This window comes from Streptomyces canus, from assembly GCF_001514145.1.
GTDB lineage: Bacteria > Actinomycetota > Actinomycetes > Streptomycetales > Streptomycetaceae > Streptomyces > Streptomyces canus.
On record NZ_KQ948672.1, the window covers coordinates 1 to 24,049 of the forward strand.

General features: G+C 70.6%; 22 protein-coding genes. 7 read left to right on the forward strand and 15 right to left on the reverse strand.

Annotation, left to right across the window (positions count from 1 at the left end; genetic code table 11):
- Positions 1-495: 495 nt before the first annotated feature.
- Together AQJ46_RS39520 and AQJ46_RS52965 are read left to right on the forward strand one after the other, a co-directional pair.
- A complete protein-coding gene (locus AQJ46_RS39520) occupies positions 496-1,218 on the forward strand; it encodes a methyltransferase domain-containing protein (protein ID WP_107117416.1) in 723 nt (240 codons plus the stop codon).
- A 218-nt stretch (positions 1,219-1,436) separates the two neighbouring features.
- Complete coding sequence (locus AQJ46_RS52965) at positions 1,437-1,703, forward strand: hypothetical protein (RefSeq protein ID WP_159064109.1); 267 nt, start codon at positions 1,437-1,439, stop codon at positions 1,701-1,703.
- A gap of 171 nt (positions 1,704-1,874) precedes the next feature.
- Here AQJ46_RS52965 and AQJ46_RS39525 read toward each other — a convergent pair whose 3' ends face one another.
- The 7 genes from AQJ46_RS39525 to AQJ46_RS39555 all read right to left on the reverse strand — a co-directional run bounded on the left by AQJ46_RS39525 (position 1,875) and on the right by AQJ46_RS39555 (position 10,970).
- Positions 1,875-4,040, reverse strand: coding sequence for a 3-hydroxyacyl-CoA dehydrogenase NAD-binding domain-containing protein (locus tag AQJ46_RS39525; RefSeq protein ID WP_059210164.1), 2,166 nt, complete (start codon positions 4,038-4,040; stop codon positions 1,875-1,877).
- A gap of 38 nt (positions 4,041-4,078) precedes the next feature.
- Positions 4,079-5,293 carry an acetyl-CoA C-acetyltransferase gene (locus AQJ46_RS39530; RefSeq protein ID WP_059210165.1) on the reverse strand — a complete coding sequence of 405 codons (1,215 nt, stop codon included), beginning with the start codon at positions 5,291-5,293 and terminating at the stop codon, positions 4,079-4,081.
- A gap of 143 nt (positions 5,294-5,436) precedes the next feature.
- Positions 5,437-6,984 (reverse strand): acyl-CoA synthetase, encoded by a 1,548-nt coding sequence (locus tag AQJ46_RS39535; RefSeq protein ID WP_059210166.1) that lies wholly within the window; start codon positions 6,982-6,984, stop codon positions 5,437-5,439.
- A 61-nt stretch (positions 6,985-7,045) separates the two neighbouring features.
- The gene (locus AQJ46_RS39540; protein WP_059210167.1) at positions 7,046-8,446 is read right to left on the reverse strand and encodes an aldehyde dehydrogenase family protein; all 1,401 of its coding nucleotides are present in this window, start codon (positions 8,444-8,446) and stop codon (positions 7,046-7,048) included.
- Between the two features lie 13 nt (positions 8,447-8,459).
- Positions 8,460-9,251 (reverse strand): coniferyl-alcohol dehydrogenase, encoded by a 792-nt coding sequence (locus AQJ46_RS39545; RefSeq protein ID WP_059210168.1) that lies wholly within the window; start codon positions 9,249-9,251, stop codon positions 8,460-8,462.
- A gap of 20 nt (positions 9,252-9,271) precedes the next feature.
- Positions 9,272-10,531 (reverse strand): cytochrome P450, encoded by a 1,260-nt coding sequence (locus AQJ46_RS39550; protein ID WP_059210169.1) that lies wholly within the window; start codon positions 10,529-10,531, stop codon positions 9,272-9,274.
- A 37-nt stretch (positions 10,532-10,568) separates the two neighbouring features.
- Positions 10,569-10,970 carry an SCP2 sterol-binding domain-containing protein gene (locus AQJ46_RS39555; protein WP_045557809.1) on the reverse strand — a complete coding sequence of 134 codons (402 nt, stop codon included), beginning with the start codon at positions 10,968-10,970 and terminating at the stop codon, positions 10,569-10,571.
- Positions 10,971-11,213: 243 nt separating this feature from the next.
- Here AQJ46_RS39555 and AQJ46_RS39560 point away from each other — a divergent pair, with 243 nt between their 5' ends.
- Positions 11,214-11,774, forward strand: a complete 561-nt coding sequence (locus AQJ46_RS39560; protein WP_059210170.1) for a TetR/AcrR family transcriptional regulator — start codon at positions 11,214-11,216, stop codon at positions 11,772-11,774.
- 128 nt (positions 11,775-11,902) lie between these two features.
- Positions 11,903-12,940, forward strand: a complete 1,038-nt coding sequence (locus tag AQJ46_RS39565; RefSeq protein WP_059210171.1) for an MBL fold metallo-hydrolase — start codon at positions 11,903-11,905, stop codon at positions 12,938-12,940.
- Positions 12,941-12,949: 9 nt separating this feature from the next.
- Here AQJ46_RS39565 and AQJ46_RS39570 read toward each other — a convergent pair whose 3' ends face one another.
- Both AQJ46_RS39570 and AQJ46_RS39575 read right to left on the reverse strand, forming a co-directional pair.
- Entirely contained in the window at positions 12,950-13,972 is a 1,023-nt protein-coding gene (locus tag AQJ46_RS39570; protein WP_208617057.1) for a MaoC family dehydratase, read from the reverse strand.
- Positions 13,973-14,025: 53 nt separating this feature from the next.
- Entirely contained in the window at positions 14,026-14,913 is an 888-nt protein-coding gene (locus tag AQJ46_RS39575; protein WP_208617058.1) for an HpcH/HpaI aldolase/citrate lyase family protein, read from the reverse strand.
- 80 nt (positions 14,914-14,993) lie between these two features.
- Here AQJ46_RS39575 and AQJ46_RS39580 point away from each other — a divergent pair, with 80 nt between their 5' ends.
- Genes AQJ46_RS39580 through AQJ46_RS39590 form a run of 3 tightly spaced genes read left to right on the forward strand, consistent with a single transcriptional unit; the run spans position 14,994 to position 17,956 of the window.
- Positions 14,994-16,151, forward strand: a complete 1,158-nt coding sequence (locus tag AQJ46_RS39580) for an acyl-CoA dehydrogenase family protein (RefSeq protein ID WP_059210173.1) — start codon at positions 14,994-14,996, stop codon at positions 16,149-16,151.
- Positions 16,152-16,188: 37 nt separating this feature from the next.
- Positions 16,189-17,238, forward strand: coding sequence for an LLM class F420-dependent oxidoreductase (locus AQJ46_RS39585; protein WP_059210174.1), 1,050 nt, complete (start codon positions 16,189-16,191; stop codon positions 17,236-17,238).
- Positions 17,239-17,245: 7 nt separating this feature from the next.
- Positions 17,246-17,956: a TetR/AcrR family transcriptional regulator gene (locus AQJ46_RS39590; protein WP_059210175.1), complete on the forward strand. Its 711-nt coding sequence runs from the start codon at positions 17,246-17,248 to the stop codon at positions 17,954-17,956.
- 81 nt (positions 17,957-18,037) lie between these two features.
- Here AQJ46_RS39590 and AQJ46_RS39595 read toward each other — a convergent pair whose 3' ends face one another.
- The 6 genes from AQJ46_RS39595 to AQJ46_RS39620 are packed head-to-tail and all read right to left on the reverse strand — an operon-like array spanning position 18,038 to position 24,047.
- On the reverse strand, positions 18,038-19,180 hold the full coding sequence (locus tag AQJ46_RS39595; RefSeq protein WP_059210176.1) for a CaiB/BaiF CoA transferase family protein: 1,143 nt from the start codon (positions 19,178-19,180) through the stop codon (positions 18,038-18,040).
- 11 nt (positions 19,181-19,191) lie between these two features.
- Positions 19,192-20,427, reverse strand: coding sequence for an NAD(P)/FAD-dependent oxidoreductase (locus AQJ46_RS39600; protein WP_059210177.1), 1,236 nt, complete (start codon positions 20,425-20,427; stop codon positions 19,192-19,194).
- Positions 20,427-20,618, reverse strand: coding sequence for a ferredoxin (locus tag AQJ46_RS39605; protein ID WP_059210178.1), 192 nt, complete (start codon positions 20,616-20,618; stop codon positions 20,427-20,429). Before AQJ46_RS39605 ends, AQJ46_RS39600 begins: the two co-directional genes overlap by 1 nt.
- On the reverse strand, positions 20,618-21,949 hold the full coding sequence (locus tag AQJ46_RS39610; protein WP_059210179.1) for a phytoene desaturase family protein: 1,332 nt from the start codon (positions 21,947-21,949) through the stop codon (positions 20,618-20,620). Before AQJ46_RS39610 ends, AQJ46_RS39605 begins: the two co-directional genes overlap by 1 nt.
- Before the next feature lie 36 nt (positions 21,950-21,985).
- The gene (locus tag AQJ46_RS39615) at positions 21,986-22,849 is read right to left on the reverse strand and encodes an SDR family NAD(P)-dependent oxidoreductase (protein ID WP_059210180.1); all 864 of its coding nucleotides are present in this window, start codon (positions 22,847-22,849) and stop codon (positions 21,986-21,988) included.
- Positions 22,850-22,880: 31 nt separating this feature from the next.
- The gene (locus AQJ46_RS39620) at positions 22,881-24,047 is read right to left on the reverse strand and encodes an acyl-CoA dehydrogenase family protein (RefSeq protein WP_059210181.1); all 1,167 of its coding nucleotides are present in this window, start codon (positions 24,045-24,047) and stop codon (positions 22,881-22,883) included.
- Positions 24,048-24,049 lie beyond the last annotated feature (2 nt).

Consider the following 24,049-nt stretch of genomic DNA (forward strand, 5'->3'; position numbering starts at 1 on the left):
GAGCTGACGGCAATGGGCTTCCCTGCCCGTTCGCGCGGGGTCTCGGCGCAAGGGCACGGTGAAGGCCGGCCCCGGCCCGGTGAACGCGCCCGCCGTGGTCGCCGGCACCACCGTCCGACGTACTTGACAACCCAGTACAGAACCGCCTAGGTTTCTGACCGTTCAGTACACAACCGTCCTGAGCTCACCGGACAGGCTGCGTGCACGCCCGGCGCCATCACCGTCCCGTCGCTCTACCTCCACGGGGCCGACGACAACTGCTTTTCCGTGAAGATGAGCGACGGCATGGACGACCTGTTCACGAACGGCTTCGAACGCATCGTCATACCCGGCACAGGGCACCGGTCGCCAACCACATCCTGGGCTTCCTGAACTACTGCCCCCCGCCAACCACCCAGAACTCGAAGGGTTGACCGAACGATGACTGACAAGGAAAGGCAGGAGGCCATGGCTGTGACGACTCCTTTCGTGGAAAAGCACCGCGGCACCGAGGCCATGCTGGCCCTCCTCGACGCGATGGACCAGATGCCGAGCGCCAGCCTGCTGCGGGCCCGCTCCTACGAGCTGCTGTCTCTTGTCCCGGGCTCGTCTGTCGTGGACATCGGCTGCGGTGCCGGGCGGGCCGTCGCCGAGCTGGCCGAGCGGGGCGTCCACGCGGTGGGCGTGGATCCCGATCCGTGGATGCTGGCCGAGGCCCGGAAACGGTGGCCGGCGGCCGAGTTCCGGGAAGCGGGGGCGGAGGATCTGCCGTTCGCCGACGGAAGTGTGCGCGGCTACCGTGCCGACAAGGTCTTCCACGCACTTCAGGAGCCATGGCGCGCGGTGGCGGAAGCGCGGCGCGTCCTCTGCCCGGGCGGCAGGATCGTCCTGGTCGGGCAGGACTGGGACGCCATCATGGTCGACTCTGATGACGCGGCGCTCACCCGCACGATCGTGCACGCCCGCGCCGACCTCCTGGGCACTCCCCGTGCCGCCCGCCAGTACCGCAACCTGCTCCTGGACGGCGGCTTCAACGACGTCACCGTCGAGGTGCACACCAGCGTGTTCACCGATCCCGCGATGCTGTCGCTGCTCACCGGGCTCGCCGAGTCGGCCTGCATGAGCGGTGCCGTCGGCCGTGACCAGGCCGATGAGTGGCTCGCCGAACAGCACCGACGCGCCGAGGCCGACCGCTTCCTCATCGCCATTCCGTTCTTCGTGGCTGCCGCCTCCGCCTAGAGAGCAGATGGAGCACGGGCTGCCGGGAGATGGCTGTGTGCGTGAGTGGAGGCGCTGAGCCGCGAGGTCGGCGGCTTCTCTGAGATCGACACCTCACACTCGTCCGTCACGCCCTCGACTACGAGGGCGATAGGCCCGAAAACACCACGCCCACAAGCTCATTGACATCGCGCACACGACGGCAACGACGACCGCCACCCTTCGCTACCACCGAATACGTGGCAGAGCCGAACGTTTTGCGGTCCCGACCGAGTGCTCGCGCGAGTGGGCGTGCGGCGCTGTCCTGGTGGATCCCCGCCTGGCTGGACCGTCTACTGCCCGACCTGGACGTCGAGGGCGACAAGCTCGCGCAGAAGATCCAGCTGCCCCGCTCCGCGGCCTCCGGCCTCACGGCGGGCCGCAGACCACCGAACCCGTCGGCTGCCCCTCGGCACCGTCTCCGGCGGCACGCGGCACACGCGTATCTGGCAGTCCTCCAGGCGTGATCGACGGCCCGCGGGCATCGGTCTTCGACGCCGACGCCCGCGGCTGATCGCCGTCCTCCTCTGTCCGCTGAGCATGTAGCCGCGGCTCACGACCTCGCTCCGGCCGGTCCGGCCGACCGCAGGACGGCGGCCGGGTCAGGCAGCCTCAAGTCAACCCGTTTCGCCGTCGTTTCACGCGCGGTCGCCGGACGCGTCGGCCCTGGCCACGAGGGACGGCGTCGGAAGGAAGCGCTCACCGTAGCGGTCGGCCAGTTCCCTGGCACGCGTCACGAAGCCCGCCACGCCTCCCGGGTAGCCCTTGACGTACTGCGCGACGCCCCCGGTCCAGGCCGGGAAACCGATCCCCAGAAGAGACCCGATGTTGGCGTCCGCTTCGGAGAGGATCACTCCTTCGTCGAAGCACCGCGCAGCCTCCAACGCCTCGGCGAACAGCATCCTTTCCCGCATGTCCTCGAAGGGGATCCGGTGCCGGCCGGAGCCGAAGTGCTCCGCCAGGCCGGGCCACAGCCGAAGGCGCCTGCCCTCGGCGTATTCGTAGAAGCCGGCCCCCGCTGTCCTGCCTCCGCGGTGGAAGTCCCTCACCATGCGGCGCACGACGTCGTCCGCGCCGAAGACGGGCGCGTCCCGCCCCTCCTTCTCCAGGGCCTCGATCGTCTCCTCCCGGACCTTGAGCCAGAGGGTCAACGAGAGTTCGTCCACCAGTTGCAGGGGCGGCGCGGGATACCCGGCCTGGGCGCCCGCCTGCTCGATGGAGGCGGGCGGCAGCCCCTCCCCCACCATGCTCACGGCCTCGTTGACGAACGCCCCGATCACCCGGCTGGTGAAGAATCCCCGGCTGTCGTTGACCACGATCGGAGTCTTGCCGATCTGGCCCGCGAGGTCGATCGCCCGGGCCAAGGTGGCGTCGCTGGTCCGCTCGCCCCGGATGATCTCCAGCAACGGCATCCGCTCGACCGGCGAGAAGAAGTGCAACCCGACGAAGTCCGTCTGGCGTTCGACACCTTCGGCCAGCCCGGTGATCGGCAGGGTGGAGGTGTTGGAGCCCAGCAGCGCGGCAGGGGCCACGATCTCCTCGATCTCGGCGAACACCTTGTGCTTGAGCTCCTGACTCTCGAACACCGCCTCGATCACGACGTCGCAGCCGGTCAGGTCCGAGGGGAGTGCGGTGGCCGTGATCCTTGCCAGGACGGTGTCGGCGTCCGCCCGGGTCATCCGGCCCCGCCGTACCGCCTTGGCAAGGAGCCCTGCCGAATGGTCCCTGCCCTTCTCCGCGGCCTCGGCCGACACGTCTTTGAGGACGACCTCCAGTCCGGCCAGGGCGCAGACGTGGGCAATGCCCGCCCCCATCATGCCCGCGCCGAGGACACCGACCTTGTGTGCGACCGTCTTCTCGTGGCCTTCGGGCCGGGAGCCGCCGGACTGGATGTGCTGAAGGTCGTAGAAGAACGCCTGGATCATGTTCTTGGCGGTCTGTCCGGTCGCCAGCTCCACGAAGTAACGCGACTCGATGCGCAGTGCGGTGTCGAAGTCCACCTGCGCGCCCTCGACCGCCGCCGACAGGATGGCCCGCGGTGCGGGGACCGGTGCGCCCTTGAGCTGCTTGCGCAGATTCGCGGGGAGGGCGGGCAGGACGGCGGCGAAGGAGGGGGTGGACGGGGTGCCGCCCGGGATGCGGTGTCCCTTGGTGTCCCAGGGCTGCACCGGCTCCGGGTTCGCCCGGAGCCACGCCCTGGCCCTGGGCAGGAGTTCCGCGGCCGTGTCGACCACCTCGTCCACCAGTCCGATGGCCAGAGCCGCTCGCGGCCGGTGCCGCTGCCCCTGGAGCAGCACCTTGAGCAGCGCCTCCTGGACGCCGAGCATGCGGACCGTGCGAACGATGCCACCACCACCGGGCAGCAGGCCGAGGGTGACTTCGGGCAGGCCGATCCGGCAGCCTGGGGTGTCCGCGGCAATACGGTGGTGACAGGCCAGGGCGATCTCCAGGCCGCCGCCGAGGGCGCTGCCGTTGATGGCGGCGACCACGGGCCTGCCCAGCCGTTCCAGCCTGCGCAGCTGGTCCTTGACCCGGGTGGCGGTGTCGAGGACCGACCGCGCGTCCTCGGAGCGTGCGGCCATGATGTCGTGCAGGTCGCCACCGGCGAAGAAGGTCTTCTTGGCGGAGGTGATCACGACTCCGGTGATGGTGTCGCGCTCCGCTTCCAGCCGGTCGACGGCCCGGCCCATGGACGCGACGTAGGCGGCGTTCATGGTGTTGGCCGACTGGCCCGGGGCGTCCAGAGTCAGTACGACGACGCCGTCCTCGTCACGGGACCAGTGAATGGTGTCCTGCTCGCTCATGTCTCGTCTTCCTCTTCCCTACGACGTGGTGGACGGCGTCAGACGCGTTCGACGAGGGTCGCCACGCCCATGCCGCCGGCGACGCACAGGGTGATCACGGCCCGCCGGGCGCCACGGCGTTCCAACTCGTCGAGGGCGGTGCCCACGAGCATGGCGCCGGTCGCGCCGAGGGGGTGTCCCAGGGCGATGGCGCCGCCGTTGACGTTGAGCTTCTCCATGGGCACGCCCAAGTCCCCCGCGTACTTCAGGACCGCGGAGGCGAAGGCCTCGTTCATCTCGAACAGGTCGATGTCATCGACTGTCAGCCCGGCACGGGCGAGCAGCCTGCGGGTGGCCGGGATCGGGCCGGTCAGCATGATCGTGGGATCCGCCCCGGAGGTCGCGGCGCCGGTGATCCGGGCCCGGGGGGTGAGCCCGAGGTCGCCTCCCGCCTGCGCGGAGCCGAGGAGCAGCAGGGCGGCTCCGTCCACGACGCCGGAGGAGTTGCCGGCCGTGTGCCGGTGGTCGACGGACTCGACATGGTGGTACTTCTGCAGGGCGACCGCGTCGAATCCGCCCGCCTCGCCCGCCTTGGCGAACGCGGGCGGCAGCAGGCCCAGGCTCTCCGCGGTGGTCTCGGGCCGCAGGTGTTCGTCGCGGTCGAGGACGACCAGGCCGTTCTGGTCGGTCACCGGGATCACGGAGCCCGTGAACCGGCCCTCCTGCCAGGCCCGTGCCGCTCGCTCGTGCGAGCCCGCCGCGTACTGGTCGAGATCCGCGCGGGTGAAGCCCTCCATGGTGGCGAGGAGGTCGGCGGCGATGCCCTGCGGCACGAATCCCAGGTCGTAGGCGGTGGCCGGGTCGGCCGCCAGGGCTCCGCCGTCCGAGCCCATCGGTACCCGCGACATGGACTCCACGCCGCCCGCGAGGAACAGGTCGTCCCATCCGGAGCGGATCTTCTGCGCCGCGGTGTTGACCGCCTCCAGGCCGGAGCCGCAGAAGCGGTTGAGCTGGACGCCGGTCACGGTGTCCGGCAGTCCGGCCACGAGGGCGGCGGTGCGCGCGATGTCGGCGCCCTGGTCCCCCACCGGCGTGACGACGCCGAGGACGAGGTCGCTGAGACGGTCGAGGTCCAGGGTCGGGTTGCGCTTGCGCAGGGCGTCGATCAGCCCGACGACCAGGGAAACCGGTTTGGTGCCGTGCAGGGCGCCGGTGTTCTTGCCGCGGCCTCGCGGAGTGCGGATCGCATCGTAGACAAAGGCTTCGGTGGTCACAGGCGGCGGCCCTTCCCGGCAGTAGATTTAAATCTTGGATAGATTAGAAAACATGGGTCCAGGTGACCACAGGCGGCTTCCGGCCCATGCTGTAGGAGGCTCCGGCGGGTGGGCCCCTCGGTAAAAGACCGGCTGCGCGCGGGTCAGACCAGTCGGGTGGCCTGACCCGCCCAGTACTCGTCCTTCAGCAGGCGCTTCAGGAGCTTGCCGTTGGGGTGCCGGGGCAGTTCCGCGCGGAAGTCCACCGAGCGCGGGCATTTCACGTGCGCCGCGTGATCGCGACAGTAGGCGATGAGCCGTGCGGCCACGGCCTCGTCGGAGTCGGGGCCCGGCACCCGTGTGACGACGGCCTTGACCTGTTCGCCGAACTCCTCGTCCGGCACGCCGATCACCGCGACGTCCTCGACGTCGGGGTGGCTCGCCAGCAGGCTCTCGATCTCCTGGGGGTAGATGTTCACCCCGCCGCTGATGATCGTGTTGCTGAGCCGGTCGGTGAGATGGAGGTAGCCGTCCTCGTCCAGCCTGCCGATGTCGCCCATGGTGGCCAGACCGCCGGGCAGCTGTGCCGACATGGTCTTGTCCGGGTCCTTGTGGTACTCGAACGGGGGCCCGCCGGAGAAGTAGACGACACCCTCCTGGCCGGGGCCGAGTTCCTCTCCGCCCGCGCCGACGATGTGCACACGGCCGACCACCGCCCGGCCGACGGTGCCCGGGTGCTCCAGCCACTGCGGGGTGGTGCACACGGTCATGCCGTGCCCTTCGGAGCCCGCGTAGTACTCGACGAGGATCGGCCCCCACCAGTCGATCATGGCCTGCTTCACCTGCGGCGGGCACGGCGCCGCAGCGTGGATGGCGAACCGGTGGGAGGACGGGTCGTACCCGCGCCGTACCTCCTCGGGCAGCCGGAGCAGGCGGGTGAACATGGTGGGCACCCACTGGCTGTGCGTGACGCGGTGCTTCGCGATCGACTCCAGGGCCAGGGCGGCGTCGAACTTCCGCAGGAGGACCACGGTCCCGCCGACGGCCGTGACGCTGCGGGTCCATCTGGCCGGCGCCGCGTGGTAGAGCGGGGCCGGGGAGAGGTACACGGTGTCCTCGTCGACCTGGAACATGGCCAGGGCCGGTGCGGGGATCGGGGGCGTGGTGCCGAGCGGAGCGCCGACCGAGGTCGGCCTGATGCCCTTGGGCCTGCCCGTCGTACCGGAGGAGTACAGCATCTCGGAGCCCTCGACCGCGCCGGGGAGCGGTTCGGCGGGCCGGCCGCTCATGAGGACGGACAGTTCCTCGGCTCCGTCGTACGGCGTCGCGTCGAGGGTGAGGACGGCGACGCCGGGGACGGCCGCCCGTACCGCGTCGAGGTAAACCCCCGCGGTCGTCGCGGAGAGGACCACGGCGCCGGCCTCGCAGTCCCGGACGATGTGCGCCACCTCGTCCGGGGTGAGGTGGGTGCTGATCAGCGTGTAGTAGAGGCCCGCGTAGTGCGCGCCCCACACCACCTCGAGGTAGTCGACACGGTTCTCCGCGCAGATCGCCACGTGGTCGCCCGGGGCGAGCCCGCGGCTCCCGAACACGCGCGCGATCCTGTTGGCGGCGTCGTCGAGCTCGCCGTAGGTGAGGACCTCGCCGGTGTCCGCCATGACGACCGCCGGTTTGGTCTCCTTGTCCCCCCGGTGCGCTCCGGGGTACCACATGGGTGAGTCTGGCGCTGGGTTGGGCATGGCGTCCTCACTGGGGTGTCGGTCCGGCTGCGGGTCAGAGGATCCGGCGCATCATGCTCAGCGCCTTCTCGGTGTACGGCGGGTACATCACGCGGGGGTCGGGTCTGAAGGTCTTGGCCAGTACGGCCTTGCGGTGGCTGAGCCGCTGGAAGCCCCACTCCCCGTGGTAGGCGCCGATACCGCTGGCGCCGACCCCGCCGAACGGGAGGGAGGGGACGAGGCAGTGCATCGCGACGTGGTTGACCACGGCGCCGCCGGCGGGGATCTCGTCGACGAGCCGGGTGCGTGCCGCCCTGCCTCTGGTGAAGACGTACAGGGCCAGCGGCTTCGGGCGACGGTTGACGAAGCGTATGGCCTCGTCGGGCGAGTCGACGGTCAGCACGGGCAGGACGGGTCCGAAGATCTCGTCGGTCATGAGGGGTTCGTCGGGGGCCGGGTCCACGACGACCGTGGGCTCGACGGTCAGCGCGGCGCGGTCGGTGCCGCCCCCGGCCACGACCGAGCCTTCGGTGGCGTCGAGGTAACCGGCGATCCGCTCGAACTGACGCTCGTTGACGATGCGCATCCCGCCGTCCTGGTCGGCGCGGAAGGCCTTCATGGACGCGACGACGCGGTCGACCAGAGCATCCCGGACCGTACGCTCCACGAGCACGTAGTCCGGTGCGATGCAGGTCTGTCCCGAGTTCATCAGCTTGACCCATGCTATCCGGCGCGCGGCGACGTCGAGGTCGGCGTCGGCCAGGACGATCGCCGGGCTCTTGCCGCCGAGTTCGAGGGTCACCGGGGTCAGCGTGGGAGCCGCTCCGGCCATGATCTTCTTGCCGATCTCGGTGCCGCCGGTGAACAGCACGTGGTCGAAGCCCAGGGCGAGCAGGTCCTGGGTCACCATGGCGTCCCCCTCGACCACTTTGACCGCCTCGGGGTCCAGGTACCGCGGAACCAGCCGCGCCAGCAGCGCGGAGGTGGCCGGGGCCAGTTCGGACGGCTTGAGCACGGCGCAGTTGCCCGCGGCGACCGCCGCGACCAGCGGGCCCAGGCTGAGGTACACCGGGTAGTTCCAGGGCCCGATGACCAACACGACCCCGAGCGGCTCGTACTGCACCCAGCCCGACGCCGGCTGCTGGCTCAGCGGCATGCGCTGTCGCTTCCGCTTCATCCACGAGCGCAGATGCCGGCGGGCGTAGAGCGCCTCTCCCCGGGTGGAGGTGATGTCGCCCAGCCAGGACTCCGCGGCGCCGCGCCCGAGGTCCATGGCCAGGGCTTCGGCGATCTCCGTCTCGCGCTCCTCCACAAGCCGTGCGATGCCGTCGAGCTGCCGCTTGCGCCATTCCAGGCTCCGGGTGCGGCCGTCGGCGTGGACCGACCGCAGGGTCGCCATCAGTGCGTCGAGTCCGGCCGCCTCCTGGGCGGCCTCGGTGCTCGGTGAGGTGGCCATGTCCGTCCGCCCCTCAGACCTGGGGCGCCGGGACGTTGCCGGAGAGGACCGAGGCGGTGATGCCGCCGTCGACGGTCAGCGGGTGACCGTTGATCCAGCGGGCCTGGTCCGTCAGCAGGAACAGCGCGGCGCCGGCGATGTCGTCCGGTGTGGCGTGCCGGCCGAGCAGCGCCTTCACACCGTCGAGCTGGTCCTTGCCCATCGACTGCTCGAAGTCGGCCAGGATGGGCGTCTCGACCGGCCCCGGCAGTACGGCGTTGATACGCAGGCCCATCTCTCCCAGGGCGAGCGCCATCGCCATCGTGTAGACGGTCGTCGCCTCCTTGGAGAAGTTGTAGGCGTTGCCCTGCTGGGGATGGTCGGCGAACCATCGCGCGCCTTCTTCGAAGGTGTCGGTGGCCAGCAGTTCCCTGATGGCCCCGAGCCGCTCCGACCACCCGAAGCCGGCGGTCGACGACACGATCACGACACAGCCGCCCGGCTTCAGCCGCTCCAGCAGCGACTCCGTCAGGTGCCGTACGGCCAGGAAGTTCACGGCGAACACGGTGTCGCCCGGAGCCGTGCCGGGGATGCCGGCGATGTTGAGCAGCCCGTCGAAGGTGCCGTCGAGCCGGCCGACCGCCTCGTCGATGGAGGCGGGGCCGGAGAGATCGACCTCGATGTGGGCATGGACCTTCGCCGTGGGCTGGTTACGGTCGAGGCTGTACACCTCCGCGCCGGCGGCGACCAGCTTCTCCGCGACCTCGTGACCGATGCCGGAGGCGGCCCCGGTGACGAGGTAACGCTTTCCCGCGAACTGTGACATCTGACTGCCTCTCAACGCGCTCAGAGGGTGTACGGCATGCTCTTGACGGCACGCACGAAGTTGCCGGCGAGGTACACGGGCTCGCCCACCCGAAGGGTCGGCGCACGGTGCAGCAGCTGGTCGAGGATCTCGGTGAGCTGCATCTTCGCCAGGAAGTTGCCCATGCAGTAGTGCGGACCGCCGCCGCCGAAGGCCAGGTGGTTGTTGGCCGGCCTCAGGATGTCGAGGAGGTGCGGGTCCTTGAAGACGCGCTCGTCCCGGTTCCCGGACGCGTACATCATCAGGACCCAGTCGCCCTCCCTGATCTCCTGCCCGCCCAGCACGGTGTCGCGGGTGGCGGTACGGCGGAAGGTCTGGACGGGGGTGACGTACCGGACGAACTCCTCGACGGCCGGGGCGATCCGGCCCCCGAAGTCCTCCAGCAGCAGTGCCTTCTGGTCGGGGAAGTCCTGAAGGGCGCGGGCGGTCACACTGATCGTGTTGCGGGTGGTGTCGTTGCCGGCCACGGACAGCAGCACGAAGAAGGCGGCGATCTCGTCGTCGGTCAGCCGCCGGCCGTCCACCTCGGCCTGGACCAGGCTGGTCCACAGGTCGTCCTTCGGCTCCGCCCGGCGGCGTTCGGCATGTTCCAGGCCGATCTGCAACAGGGTGACCAGGGCCTCGTTGAGCACCTCACCCGGTTCGCGCCCCGCGGCGACGTCCTCGTCCGCCCAGGAGACCATGCCGTCGGCGTGATGGGCGGCCAGTTCGCGCTGGTCCTCGGGGAGTCCCATCATCTCGTAGATGGTCCACATGGGGAGCCGCTTGGAGACCTGGCTGACGAAGTCGCCCTCCCGCGTGGCCAGGAGGTCGTCGACGATCGTCGTGGCCTGGCTCCTGATCTGGTCGTGGATCCTCGCGACCTGCTTGGGCGTGAACGCCGAGCTGACCAGGCGCCTGAGCTGGAAGTGGCGTGGAGCGTCCATGGCGAGGAACGACGACGCCGCCTCAAGGATGTCCTCGGGGATCTCCTCGACCATCACTCCGCGTGCCGAGCAGTAGATCTCCGGACTCTTGCTGACCTCGGCGATGTGCTCGTGCCGGGTGACGGCCCACACGCCGTCGTTCTCCGGGGGCATCAGGGCGCCTTCGAGGGGCGGGTGCCAGCTGACCGGGCGCTCGTCGCGGAGTGTGCGGAACGCCTTCTCCCGTTCCTCCCAGGTGCCGGCCCAGAAGGACAACGGGGAGATGCTCACGGGGTCGTACGCCCGTGACGCGGTTTCGGTGGACTGGATGGCCATCTTTCCTCCGTGGGTGGGGTGGCGGGCCCGGGCGGGCTCAGAGGACGAGGTCGTCCCGGCCGTCGCCGCGCAGGCTGTCGACGTAGAGGGGGAAGAGCTTCTTGCCGAGCGGCGCCAGCTTGAGCAGGCTCGCCACGTTGCCCTCGACCTTGATCCTGCTCTTGGCCATCGCCAGCGGGAGGTTGACCTTTCCCTGCCAGTAGGCGTTGCCGACATCGGCCGCCATTCTCATGACGGCCTGCGGGGGCGCACCGCCGGTGCCGTCCCCGACGGTGCCCGCGGTCGTGTCCACTTCCACGACCGTGTCCGGCTCGGTGAAGGCGAACTGCAGCACCATTGCGGTGTCCCGGAGCTTGGGCCCGATCTCCGCGTCGGCGAACGCCGCCTCGAAGATGCCGCCGATGTACTTCCTGACCTCGTCCGCGTCCCTGAATCCCACGGTTCCTCCTGACGTCCGCGAGGAAGATCGCCCGAATCCGATGAGCGATTCAAATATAAGTTTGATTAGATTCTGCACCCGAACGGGTCCGACGGACAGCACTTCACGTGCCGCGGTCTCGAAGGGGGGGTGCGTTTCGGGAACGTAACATAAGTCTTCTTATGGCGACTAGAGCCCGGCACCGAACTCGTGCCCGCGGGGCGCCTACCATGACTTCCCACACCCCCGACCAGGAGTCCGCGCATGCCCGCACGCAAGGATGCCGCCCGCTACTTCGACTGCGCGTTCGCCATCCTCGCCGCACAGGGCTACGGCGGACTCAAGCTCGCCCCCCTGTGCGAACGAATGGGCGTGACGACAGGCGCCTTCTATCACCACTTCGCGAACTGGGGCGCCTTCACGGAGGCGCTGCTGGACCACTGGCACCAGGAGCGCACCCACCGGCTCGTCGAGCTGGCCCGACGCGAACCGGACCCGCTGAACCGGCTCCAGGTCCTCCTCGACGCAGCCATGGAACTCCCGCACGGCGCGGAAGCCGCGATCCGGGTGTGGAGCACGATCGACCCGGCGGTCCACCGGATCCAGGAGAGCGTCGACCTGGAGCGGCACAGCTTCGTCCGGAAGGCGTTCGCCGCTCTGGTCGACGCAGAAGAGGCCGACCGACTCGCCACGCTCGGCATGTACCTTCTGATCGGGTTCGAGCAGGCCGAGTCCCTCCGCGACCCGGAAGCGCTCTCGTGGGCGCTGCACGAGCTCAAGAGGACGGCAACCAAGGGAGCGGCACCGCGCTCCGCGCCACGCTGACCGGTCCCGCCACGCCCGCATCCGGCGCGCCGCCACCCACCCGGCCGGCTGGAGCGCCTCTGACCCACCTGCGAATTTTAATATACGGTAGATAAAAACCTTCCGCCGTCAGCTTGCAGGAGCACACCTTGGCGCCCCCACTGCTCGAACAACCCGACGACTGGACCGAACCCGGTGCCCACCCCGTGGTGGACCACGTGTACCGCATCCCTCTGACCCTGCCGTTGGACGGGCTGGCGGCGGTCAACGTCTACCTGATCGAGGACGACGACGGCCTGGTGCTGATCGACTCGGGCTGGGCCGGGCCCGACACCGAGAAGGCACTGACCGAGGCGGTGCAGAGCCTCGGACACCGCCTGGACGACATCCGCCAGATCATCGTGACCCACGCCCACTGGGACCACTACACCCAGGCCCTGGCGTTGCGTGAGTCGATCGGCAGCCGGGTCCGGGTCGGCTGGGAGGAGCGCCACACGATCGAGGGCTTCGATCTGGAGGACGGGGTATGGCCCCGCCAGGTAGAGCTGCTGCGCGAGTGCGGCGCCCCCGAGCTGGCGGCCCTGATCGCCGCCGTACCGGTCGAACAGAGCGACCGGGACATGCCGTTCGGGCCTCCGGACGAGTGGCTGAGGGACGGTGAGCGGATCGATCTCGCACGCCGCCGCCTGGACATACGGGCCACGCCCGGCCACACGCGGGGGCATGTCGTGGTCGGGGACCCGACCGACGGCCTGCTGTTCTCCGGTGACCACGTGCTGCCGCACATCACTCCGTCGCTGGGCTTCGAACGCTCGCCCGAGCGCTACCCGCTGCGGTCCTATCTCGCCTCCCTGCGCTTGACCCGACAGCTGCCGGACGCGCTGCTCCTGCCCGCCCACGGCCCCGTGACCAGGAGCGTCCACACCCGGGTGGACCAGCTGATCGCGCATCACGAGGAGCGGCTGGACGAGGTCCTCCGGCAGGTCGCGGCCGGCGCGGACACGGCCCACGCGGTGGCCCGCGCCATGCCGTGGACCCGTCGCCGGAGCGGGCTCGACGAACTCCCGCCGGTGCACCGGATGACCGCGGTGCTGGAGATCGACGCCCACCTGGACGTCCTGGCCCAGCTGGGAGCGGTCAGCCCGCAACGCGTCGACGGGGTCCGGCGGTTCACGTCGGCCGCGTGACGGTGCTCCTCATGCGAGCACGACCGCACAGCGCCAGTCCAGGACGGAGCGGGCGGGCTCGTCGCCGCCGACCGCGCGGACCCGCGAGCGCAGGTGCGCCAGCCCGCCGTGTTCGCCCAGCGACCGCAGGCGCTCCACGGCCACGGTGCTGTACAGGGTGTCGCCCTCATGGACGGGACCCAGGTGGTGGCAGCCCTGCCAACCCGCCACGGTGACGATGGACGGCAGGGCTCGGGCGGCCTGCGCGAGGGCCACGCCGATCGTGTGGCCGCCGTAGACGAGCCGCCGCCCGCCCGCGGCATGCTGGTCGTGGTGCACCATGGCCACGTTGAGCGTGAGCCGGGCCAATTCGGGAGCGCCCGACACGACGTCCCCGCCGCCGACCTCCCAGGCCATACCCTCGGCCAGATCGGCGAACCGGGGCCCGGCCACGCGCCGAGCGAACCGGTCGAGTCGCCATCCCCGCACCACCGCGGCGAGCGACGCGTGGTCGGGTTCCGCACCCACGGTGTCGAGGTCGGCCGCGTGGCCGGTACCGGCGTCCGGGTCCCGCAGGGGCAACATGGCGCACCGCCAGAAATCCAGTACCGGGCGATCATGCTGGTCGGTGGTGGTGATCCGCAGGGCGGCCAGACCAGTGGGACGGCGCCCGGGACGGTCCTTGTTGCGACGCAGGGCGACGACCTCTGTGGAGGTGCGCAGCGTGTCGCCGATGAGCGGGGTGCGGCGCAGGACCAGGCCGCGGTAGAAGAGGTTGGCTTTCACATGATGGGTGGCCAGCGTGGACTGGCCGATCGCCATGTCCCAGACCAGGGCGGGGTGGGCGAGGGGGGCCTGGCCCGTCACGGCGCGGCTCAGTTCCTCGTCCAGCGGGAGCGCGAGCCGGTCCCCCACGATCGACTGGTGGGTGGCGGCGTGACCGGAGGTCAGGGTCACCCCGGGCGCCCCGCCGAACACCTGCCCCACGGCGAGTTCGTCAAAGTAGGGCCCCTCGGCCGTACGTGCCGTCTCCTTCGGGATCGCCGCACTCACTCCCGTGCCCCTCTCTTCCTCGGCCGTCGATGACCCGCCTTCAGGAGCGGTGCTCACACTGTTGCCCTTTCCACCCGGCCGAGTATCCGGCGTGCGGCGACCGCCACGGCCTCGTCGACCATCCGTCCGTCCAGGACGACGGCGCCCTCGGCGCGCGCGTGCCCCCGCTCCAGGGCGGCCAGCACCGTCCGGGCCCTCGCGGCCTCCTCGGCCGACGGTGTGAACGCCTCGTTGACCTGCGCGATCTGGCGTGGATGGATGACCCATTTGCCGTCGAAGCCGAGGCGCGCGGCACGGCGCACCTGCCCGGCGAACTCCTCGTCGGCGGCCACCCCGAGATACGGACCGTCCACGGCGGCGAGGCCTGCCCCGCGAGCCGCCGTCAGGATCTCGTCCTGCGTGCGCAGCCAGGTCTCCGCCGGCGCGTCGGCGGCTCGCCCGAGCGACGCGGCCAGGTCGGCGTAGCCGATGATCAGGGTGGTCAGCCGGGGCGTCGCCGTCACGATCTCGCGCAGATTGGCCAGTCCCGCCGCCGTCTCGATCAGCGCCTGGACGGGGACCGGATCAACGCGGCCGACGGCTGCCTCCGCGCCCGCCAGCAGCCGGTCCACGAAGGCGAGGTCGCCGGCCGACTCGACCTTGGGCAGCACCACGGACACCCGCGCGCCCTGCCGCGCACACGCGACGACGTCCTCGTGACACCACGGCGTCCGGGGCGCGTTCACCCGGACCGCGATCCGCGGACCGGCCTCCGGCGCACGGGCCAGCCAGGCGGTGACACGTTCCCGTGCGTCCGCCTTGGCCGTGGCCGCGACCGCGTCCTCGAGGTCGAGCACGATCTCGTCCGCTTCTGACGCGACAGCCTTCGCCATCTTGTGCTCGTCCGAGCCGGGTACCGACAGACGTGCCCTGAGCGCACCCGCCGAAATATTCGCGGTCACCTCGATCCCCTCTCATTATCTAATCTAAATTAGACTATAATCGATCGACGTGAGTCCGGTAGCCGAGTGAGGAGACCTGTATGCCCACCCTGTCCGAGGAGGAACAGGACGTCGTCGATGTCGTCCGGGAGTTCGTCGACCGGGATGTGCGGCCCGTGGTGCGGGAGCTGGAGCACGCCAACGAGTACCCCGAGAAGCTGATCGAGCAGATGAAGGCGCTCGGGATCTACGGCCTGGCCGTCCCGGAGTCCTACGGCGGGGCGCCGGTGTCCACGCCCTGCTATGTCGGCGTGACCGAGCAGCTGGCCCGCGGCTGGATGAGCCTGGCCGGGGCGATGGGCGGCCACACGGTCGTCGCCAAGCTCCTCCTCGCCTTCGGCACCGAGGAGCAGAAGAACCGCTACCTGCCGAAGATGGCGACAGGGGAAGTACGGGCCACGATGGCGCTCACCGAGCCGGGCGGCGGCTCCGATCTCCAGGCGATGGGCACCGTCGCCCGTCGGCGGCCGGACGGCGACTACGTCGTCTCCGGCGCCAAGACGTGGATCAGCAACGCCCGCCGCTCCGGACTCATCGCGCTGCTGTGCAAGACGGACCCCGACGCCTCGCCCCGCCACAAGGGCATCAGCATCCTGCTCGTCGAGCACGGCCCCGGCCTCACCGTCTCCCGCGACCTGCCCAAGCTGGGCTACAAGGGCGTCGAGAGCTGCGAACTCTCCTTCGACGGCTACCGGGCGCCGGGCGACGCGCTCCTGGGCGGCGTCGAAGGACACGGGTTCGCACAGATGATGAAGGGCCTGGAGACGGGCCGTATCCAGGTCGCCGCGCGGGCACTCGGCGTCGGTCAGGCGGCCCTCGACGACGCCCTGCGCTACGCCCGGGAGCGCGAGAGCTTCGGCAAGCCGATCTGGCGGCACCAGGCGGTCGGCCACCGTCTCGCCGACATGGCCACGAAGCTCGTCGCGGCACGACAGCTGGTGCTGTACGCCGCGGAACGCCACGACTCCGGGGACCGGTGCGACATGGAGGCGGGCATGGCCAAGCTGTTCGCCTCCGAGACAGCCATGGAGATCGCGCTCGACGCGGTCCGGATCCACGGGGGGTACGGCTACTCCACCGAGTACGACGTCGAGCGCTACTTCCGCGACGCCCCCCTGATGATCGTCGGCGAGGGCACCAACGAAATCCAGCGCAACGTCATCGCCGCCCAGCTGGTCGACAGGGGCGGACTGACGTGAACCGGACACCGCAGTCCACGACCGACCGGAGGACCACGTGAAACTCTCGATGCTGCTGTCCCGATACACCGGCGATCCGGTGGCCACCGCCAGCCTCGTGCGCGACCTGGAGTCCGCGGGCCTGGACCTGGTGTGGGTCCCCGAGGCCTACGGTTTCGACGCCATGACGCTCGTCGGCTATCTCGCCGCGACGACCGACCGGATCCGGATCGGCACCGGCATTGTCAACGTCTTCAGTCGCACCCCCGCCCTCCTGGCCATGAGTGCCGCCGCCGCGGACAGCCTCTCCCGGGGCCGTTTCGCCCTCGGTCTCGGCGCTTCCGGGCCGCAGGTCGTCGAGGGCTTCCACGGAGTTCCGTTCGACCGGCCGATGCGGCGGATCACCGAGACGATCGAGATCTGCCGGAAGACGTGGCGGCGCCAGGAACCCCTCACCCACGACGGCCGGGTCTACCAGCTGCCCCTGCCCGCCGACCGCGGGACCGGGCTCGGCAAACCGTTGCGGCTGATCAACCATCCGTACCGCGCCGACATCCCCGTCTACTGGGCCTCCCTGATGGAACGTTCGGTGACCGCGACGGCCGAACTGGCGGACGGCTGGCTTCCGTTGTTCTTCATGCCGGACAAGGCGGCGGAGGTCTTCGGGCCCGCCCTCGCCGCGGGAACCGCACGCCGTTCCCCCGAACTGCCGCCGCTCGACATCGTCGCCGGCGGCCCGGTCGCCGTCGGGGAGAACCTCCCGGTCGACGACCTGCTCGACCTGGAACGGCCGACGGCCGCCCGGTACATCGGCGGTATGGGATCCCGCGACAAGAACTTCTACAACGACCTGGCCCGCCGATACGGCTTCGAGGCCGAGGCCGAGCTCATCCAGGACCTCTATCTGGACGGCAAGAAGAAGGAGGCCGAGGCCGCGGTCCCCCGGGAGTGGCTGGCCCGGACCACGCTGATCGGTCCGCCGGGTCTGGTGGCGGAACGGATCCACGCGTACCGGGAGGCCGGCGTGACGACCCTGAACCTGGACCCGGTGGGGCCGGACCCGGCCGGCACGGTGGAGGCCGTCCGGCGGCTGGTCGACGACCTATAGTTGACCCGTGCCTAGAAAATCCGCGGGTAAGCCGCCGGCCGATCCGTCCGACTCCAAGTCGGCGCGCACGCGCGAACGCATCCTGGACGCGGCGGCCCACGTCCTCAGCCGCAAGGGCTACGCCGGAACACGGCTGGGTGACGTGGCGGAGCAGGCGGAGATCCAGGCTCCCGCCATCTACTACTACTTCTCCTCCCGGGAAGTACTGATCGAAGAGGTCATGTGGGTCGGTGTGGCCCGCCTGCGGGAGCATGTGGCGGAGGCGCTCGAAGCGCTCCCGCCGGACACCGCCCCCATGGACCGCATCGACACCGCCGTGGAGGAACACCTGCGCTTTCAGCTGGCCATCTCCGACTTCGCCACCGCCGCGATCCGCAACGCGGGCCAGGTCCCCGAGGACATCCGCACCCGGCAGCTCGCCGAGGAGCGCAAGTACGGAGACATCTGGCGCACGCTCCTTCACGACGCCCAGAAGGCGGGTGAACTCCGCGCCGACCTCGAACCCCGGGCCGCCCGCATGCTGGTCCTGGGCGCCCTGAACTGGGCGAACGAGTGGTGGAATCCCCGCCAGGGCTCGCTGGACGTCGTGGTACGCACCGCGAAATCCCTGGTGCGGCACGGCCTGGAAGTGCCTACCACGCGGGAGCAGGGCGGCGCGCGGCCGTCAGGGGGTTCCCGGGGCCGTCGGACGGCCACGTCGGCGGGCCGAACGGCCTGAGAGGCGCATGCAGGGGCCTCAGGGACTTCCCCGCTCCAGAGCGTAATCTAATGTAAATTAGAGAATTACCGTGACGAAGGGTCAGGCCTGCACGGCGGCGCCCGACGACAGCAGGCCCTCGGCGTCCTCGACGTCCCACGACTCGAGGACGTCGGCGGTGTGCCGGCCCGGCACCGGCGGGGGCGAGCCGAGAGCGGTGGGCGTCGCCGAGAAGCGGGGTGCGGGCGCCGGTTGGAGGACGCCGTCGCGTTCCACGAGTGTGCCGCGGGCCCTGATGTGCGGGTGGTCCGACGCCTCGCGCAGGCTCAGCACCGGCGCCACGCACGCGTCCGACGCGGAGAACGCCTCGGCCCATTCGTCCTGGGTACGGCTCGCGAACGCCGCCGCGAGGCGCTCGCGCAGCCGCGGCCAACCGGCGCGGTCGTGCTGGGCGGCGGGGTCCTCGTCGAGTCCGAGAACGGCGAGCAGTTCCGCGTAGAACTTCGGTTCCAGGGCGCCGACCGCCATGTGACGGCCGTCGGAGGTCTCGTACACTGCGTAGAACGGCGCTCCGCCGTCCAGGAGGTTCACGCCGCGCGCGTCCTGCCAGGTTCCGGTCGCCAGCATCATGTGGGTGCCGGCGAGCAGATGGGCCGTGCCGTCCACGATGGCGGCGTCCACGACCTGCCCCCGGCCGGTGCGCTCGGCCTCACGCAGGGCGGCCAGGACTCCGATGACGAGGTACGTCCCGCCGCCACCGAAGTCGCCGACGAGATTGAGCGGGATCTGCGGCGGGCCGCCGGCGCGACCGACGGCGTGCAGGGCACCCGTCAGGGCGATGTATCCGATGTCGTGCCCGGCCAGTTGGGCCAGCGGCCCGTCCTGGCCCCAGCCGGTCATACGGCCGTAGACCAGGCGCGGGTTCCTGGCGAGGCAGTCGTCGGGGCCGAGACCGAGCCGCTCGGCGACTCCCGGGCGGTAACCCTCGATGAGGACGTCGGCCCGGGCCGCCATGTCCAGTACGGCCCGCACGGCGTCCGGTCGCTTCAGGTCGAGCAGGACCGACTTCTTCCCCCGGTTGAGGACGTCCACGTGCTCGAAGCCCGGGAACAGCCCGCTGCCGCCGGGGCGGTCGACCCGGACCACCTCGGCGCCCAGGTCCGCCAGGGTCATGCCCGCGAACGGGCCCGGGCCGATGCCCGCGAGTTCCAGCACCCTGCATCCCGCGAGCGGGCCGTCTGCCATCGTCTTCCCTCTCATACGTCGGCGGTCTGCCGGGAGTCGCTCCGCGACCGGGCGAACGCGAGCCCTTCCTCCCACGAGGCGCCCCGGGCGACGAGTCGCCGGTATTTCATGATCTCGGTGGGCCTGTTGACGGCCAGGGCCCCCACCAGCCGGTCACCCGCGCGGTACAGGGCGACGCCCTGGTGGTCGCGCTCGATGTCACCGTCGGCCACGACGATCTCCTCCGCGTCGGGGACGCCGACGAACTGGATACGGGTGTCGTACTGGTCGGACCAGAAGTACGGCACTGTCGCGTAGCCCTTCGCCGCCCCGGGGTTCAGCGCGTTGCGGGCGGCGAGGGCCCCCTGTTCGGCCGCGCTGGTCCAGTGCTCCAGGCGCATGGGCCGGTCGAAGACGGGGTTGTGCCAGCGGGCGACGTCACCCGCCGCATACACGCCTTCGGCTCCGGTGAAGAGCGTCTCGTCGCAGACCACGCCGTCGTCCAGGGTCAGACCGGTACCCACCAGCCAGTCGGTGGCGGGTACCGCACCGGTGCCGACGACGACCAGGTCGGCGTCGAGCACGCTCCCGTCGGAGAGCCGGACCCTTTCGACCCGGCCGTCCCCCTCCAGCGCGGTGACGCTCAGCCCGCACCGCAGATCGGTGCCGTGGCGCCGGTGCAGGGAGGCGAGAGCGCCTCCCATGGTCCGGCCGACGGCACGTACCAGCGGCGTCGCCTGTGCCTCGACCACGACGACGTCCAGCCCGCGCTTCCTGGCGGCGGCAGCGGTCTCGGCGCCGATGAAACCGGCGCCGATCACCACGGTCCGCGCCCCGGCGTCGAGGGCACGTCGGACGGCGGCCGCGTCGTCCAGGGTGCGCAGCGTGTGAACGCCTGCCAGGCCCTCGGTGCCGGGCAGCCGGCGGGCGATCGCGCCGGTGGCGATGACCAGGGCGTCGTAGCCGATGGGCCGTTCGCCGACGACGACCGTGCGGGCCGCGGTGTCCAGGCACGTGGCGGGTGCGCCGAGCAGGAGTTCCGCGCCGAGGTCGGTGCGGAGCATCTCCTCGGTGCGGAAGGTCGGCGGTGGCACGTCCGCACCGTTCGCGTCGAGGAACTGCTTGGAGAGCGGGGGCCGGTCGTACGGGAGGTGCGGCTCGGCCCCGACGAGGGTGATCCGCCCCTCGAAGCCGCCTTTGCGTGCGGCCTCGACGGCCCGGAGCCCGGCCAGGGACGCGCCGACGACGACCAGTCGGCGGGTCCCCATCAGGGCTCCAGCCGGAGGGCCTCGGTCGGGCAGCCCGCGATGGCTTCCTCGACGTCGGAAAGGGTCCCCGGGGGGACGGTCTGCGTCTTCAGCACGAGTTCGCCCTCGTCGTTCACTTCGAACACGTCGGGTGCCAGGGACTCGCAGATGCCCAGACCCGTGCACTTGGAACGGTCAACGGTGATCTTCATCAGTGCTCCCTCGGGGCTCCGGTCGGCTCGGCCGCGACGCCGACCGGGTGGTGTCGCAGGATCTGTTCGACGACGAGCTTCGCGGTCTCCGCGCAGGCCGTGGTGCCGCCGTTGGCGTACTCCTTGACCGCGTCGCCGACGTTCCAGAGGTTGGGGACGGGAGTGGTGTTCGGCAGGTCGAAGCCCGCCACGGCACGTTGCGGGGGCCAGCCGTCGCGGGTGACGACGGTGGACAGGATCCGGGCGCGGTCGAAACCTGGGATCTGGTCGCGGAGATCGGCCATGAGCAGCTCGGTCTCGGCCGCCTCGTCGAAGTCGCCGACAGCCGGCTGCGGGACGGCCGTACCCACGTAGAGGTGCCAGCCCTCCGGCGCCATCTCCGGGCAGGTGGCGGTGAAGTTGGCGACGTAGCACATGCGGCGGGTGCTGGCGAAACTGAGCAGGCCCGGGGCCTCGACCAGGCGCTCCCGGCTGGCGAAGTTGACCGAGATCATCGCGCAGGGCCGGTCGCCGCGCCGTACCGAGGTCAGGTACTCCTCGGAGAAGTGCTCCTCGCCGGCGAGTGTCACGGTGGCGGCCGGCCCGACATCGCTGACCGCGAACCGGCAGGCGACCTCCGTGTCCTGGCCGTCGCGGGCGACGACGGCGCCGGTGACCCGGCCGGCGTCCACCGTCAGCCTGCGCACCTCGCTGTCCAGCCAGACCTCTCCGCCGCCGGCGGTGACCACGTCGGCGAGCGCGCGCCAGATCCCGATGGTGCCGTCGGGGCAGAAACCGAACTTCTTGAAGGCGCTCTTGCGGGTGAAGTAGGTGAGGAAGACGCGGGCGGGCAGTTCCTCGGAACTCACCGCGAAGACCGATCCGCACATGTTGCGGAAGACACCGTGCACGGATTCGTTCTTGGTGTACCGGCGGATCCAGTCGGCGGTGGACAGTTCGGCGTCGGGCAGGCCGCTGTCCTCGCGGGCGGCACCGAGGCCGCCCAGGAGCTTGGCGCCCTGGCGGGTGAGCTTGGACAGCAGCATGCCCCAGCCGCCGCCGGTCACATCCATGTCCTTGCCGCCGATGCGGTACAGGATGGGCGGGTTGGCCCGGCGGACGTCGAACTTGGCGCCGACCTCCTGGAAGGTCTGCTCGGTGATGCCGCCCACCTCGATGACGATGGCCCCGTTGTTGACCTTGAAGCCGTCGATGTCGTGGGTGGAGGCGCGCCCGCCCACACGGTCGAGACGTTCCACCACGAGGGTGCGGTAACCGTGGTGGGTCAGGCGGGCGGCGGTGAACAGGCCGCCCGCGCCGGCGCCGATGACGAGGGCGTCGAAGGATTTCACGAAGGCTGTCTCCTTTCCGGGCTCAGGTTTCCGGGCTCAGGCCAGCGGATTGGTGCCGACGGCGGCGCCGTCCATGTCGGTGATGTCGGACCAGCGGTCGGCGACGTCCCGCAGGCTCGGGGTGCCGGTGAAGGTCACCCCCTTGGAGGCGAAGTACGCGACCCGCTGGACGCGGTCGCCGCCGGCGATCAGCACCGTGCCGGTGTCGGCGCATTCGTCGGTCAGCAGATGGGCGACGACGGGTGCCACGAACTCGGCGGGCAGCCGCTCCAGGAGCTCGGCAGGGGCGGCGTCCTCACTCATCCGGGTCCTGGCCAGCGGTGCGACCGCGTTGGCGAGGATGTTGTACTTGCGCCCCTCGACCGCGAGCGTGTTGACCAGGCCGACCAGGCCGAGCTTGGCGGCGCCGTAGTTGGCCTGTCCGAAGTTGCCGTACAGCCCGGAGGTGGAGGTGGCCATGACCACCCGGCCGTGTCCCTGCTCGCGGAAGTGCGGCCAGGCGGCGCGGGTGACGTGGTACCCGCCGAAGAGGTGCACGCGCTGCACGGCCTCCCACTGGTCCACCGTCATCTTCGCGAAGGAGGCGTCCCGCAGGATGCCCGCGTTGTTGACCACGCCGTGCACGGCCCCGTACTCCCGCAGGGCGGTGCCGATCACGCCGGTGGCGCCCTCCTCGGTGGCCACGCTGTCGTAACTGGCGACCGCCTGGCCGCCCGCAGCCCGGATCTCGGCGACGACCGCGTCGGCCATCGCGTTGCCCGATCCGGTGCCGTCCCGCGCGCCACCGAGGTCGTTGACGACGACGCGGGCGCCGTGCCGGGCCAACAGCAGCGCGTACTCGCGCCCCAGCCCGCCGCCCGCGCCGGTCACCACGACGACCCGGTCCTGTACTCCTGCCATGTGGGTACTCCTCGTTGCTCGGATAGGGGGATCAGTACGAGTTCGGCAGGCCGAGGCTGTGCTGGGCCACGAAGTTGAGCACCATCTCCCGGCTGACCGGGGCGGTGCGCAGCATGCGGGCGACGAACCACAGGTCGGCCAGGCCGTACTCGCGGGACAGGCCGTTGCCGCCATGGGTCTGGATCGCCTGGTCGAGGGCCTTGAGAGAGGCTTCGGCGGCGGTGAACTTCGCGATGTTGGCCGCCGCCGCGGCGTCCTGTCCCGCGTCGAACAGCTCCGCGCTGCGGGCGGTGGCGAGCCGGGCGAGCTCCACCCCGATGTGCGCTTCGGCGAGGGGGTGGGAGATGCCCTGATGAGCTCCGATCGGAGCGGACCACACCGTGCGTTCGCGGGCGTAGTCGCGGGCCTTGCCCACCGCGTAGCGGCCGATGCCGTTGCTGAGCGCTGATGCGGTGATGCGCTCGGGGTTGAGGCCGGCGAAGACCTGCCGCAAGCCCTTGCCGCGCTCCCCGATCAGGGCGTCGCCGGTCACCCGGACGTCGTCGAAGAACAGGGTGAACTGTTTGTCCGGGCAGACCAGTTCGGTCTCGATGGGCTGGAACTGCAGGCCGGGCGAGTCGACGGGAACAACGAACAGGGACAGCGGGCCGCGTCCGGACGCCGAGGGGGCGAGATCGCCGTCCCGGGTGACGACGAGCACGGCGTCCGCCTCGTTCAGGGCGGATATGAAGTACTTGGAGCCCGAGATGCGCCACCCCTCGCCGTCGGAGCGTGCGGTGGTGGTGATGGCATGGCTGTTGGACCCGGCGTCCGGCTCGGTGATGGCGAACGCCATCCTCCGGCGGCCTGTGGCGATGTCCGGGAGCCAGGCCCGTTTCATCTCCGGCGAGGCGTGGGCAGCGAGGATCGAGCCGCAGATGGCGGGCGAGATGACGCTGCTGAGGAGCGGCATGCCATGGGCCGACAACTCCTCGAGGACCACGACGAGTTCGGCGAGACCCGCGCCCCCGCCCCCGTACTCCTCGGGAAGGTGGACGCCCAGCAGCCCGGCCTCCCCCAGTTCGCTCCACAGCTCCTCCACGCCCGCGCCCGTCCGGGCACGTTCGCTGTAGTACGCGTGCCCGTAGCGGGCGGCGATCTTGGCGGTGCTCTCCCGGATCAGCCGATGTTCGTCGCTGTCCGTGATCAGTGCTGTCATCG

Excerpts from the sequence above, each read along its gene's own strand:
- AQJ46_RS39605 (WP_059210178.1), bottom strand. The coding sequence starts at position 20,618 with ATGAAGATCACCGTTGACCGTTCCAAGTGCACGGGTCTGGGCATCTGC.
- AQJ46_RS39540 (WP_059210167.1), bottom strand. The coding sequence starts at position 8,446 with ATGGCCACCTCACCGAGCACCGAGGCCGCCCAGGAGGCGGCCGGACTC.
- AQJ46_RS39525 (WP_059210164.1), bottom strand. The coding sequence starts at position 4,040 with ATGAGCGAGCAGGACACCATTCACTGGTCCCGTGACGAGGACGGCGTC.
- AQJ46_RS39620 (WP_059210181.1), bottom strand. The coding sequence starts at position 24,047 with ATGACAGCACTGATCACGGACAGCGACGAACATCGGCTGATCCGGGAG.
- AQJ46_RS39595 (WP_059210176.1), bottom strand. The coding sequence starts at position 19,180 with ATGGCAGACGGCCCGCTCGCGGGATGCAGGGTGCTGGAACTCGCGGGC.
- AQJ46_RS39550 (WP_059210169.1), bottom strand. The coding sequence starts at position 10,531 with ATGGCCATCCAGTCCACCGAAACCGCGTCACGGGCGTACGACCCCGTG.
- AQJ46_RS39615 (WP_059210180.1), bottom strand. The coding sequence starts at position 22,849 with ATGGCAGGAGTACAGGACCGGGTCGTCGTGGTGACCGGCGCGGGCGGC.
- AQJ46_RS39560 (WP_059210170.1), top strand. The coding sequence starts at position 11,214 with ATGCCCGCACGCAAGGATGCCGCCCGCTACTTCGACTGCGCGTTCGCC.
- AQJ46_RS39545 (WP_059210168.1), bottom strand. The coding sequence starts at position 9,251 with ATGTCACAGTTCGCGGGAAAGCGTTACCTCGTCACCGGGGCCGCCTCC.
- AQJ46_RS39535 (WP_059210166.1), bottom strand. The coding sequence starts at position 6,984 with ATGTGGTACCCCGGAGCGCACCGGGGGGACAAGGAGACCAAACCGGCG.
- AQJ46_RS39580 (WP_059210173.1), top strand. The coding sequence starts at position 14,994 with ATGCCCACCCTGTCCGAGGAGGAACAGGACGTCGTCGATGTCGTCCGG.
- AQJ46_RS39520 (WP_107117416.1), top strand. The coding sequence starts at position 496 with ATGCTGGCCCTCCTCGACGCGATGGACCAGATGCCGAGCGCCAGCCTG.
- AQJ46_RS39600 (WP_059210177.1), bottom strand. The coding sequence starts at position 20,427 with ATGGGGACCCGCCGACTGGTCGTCGTCGGCGCGTCCCTGGCCGGGCTC.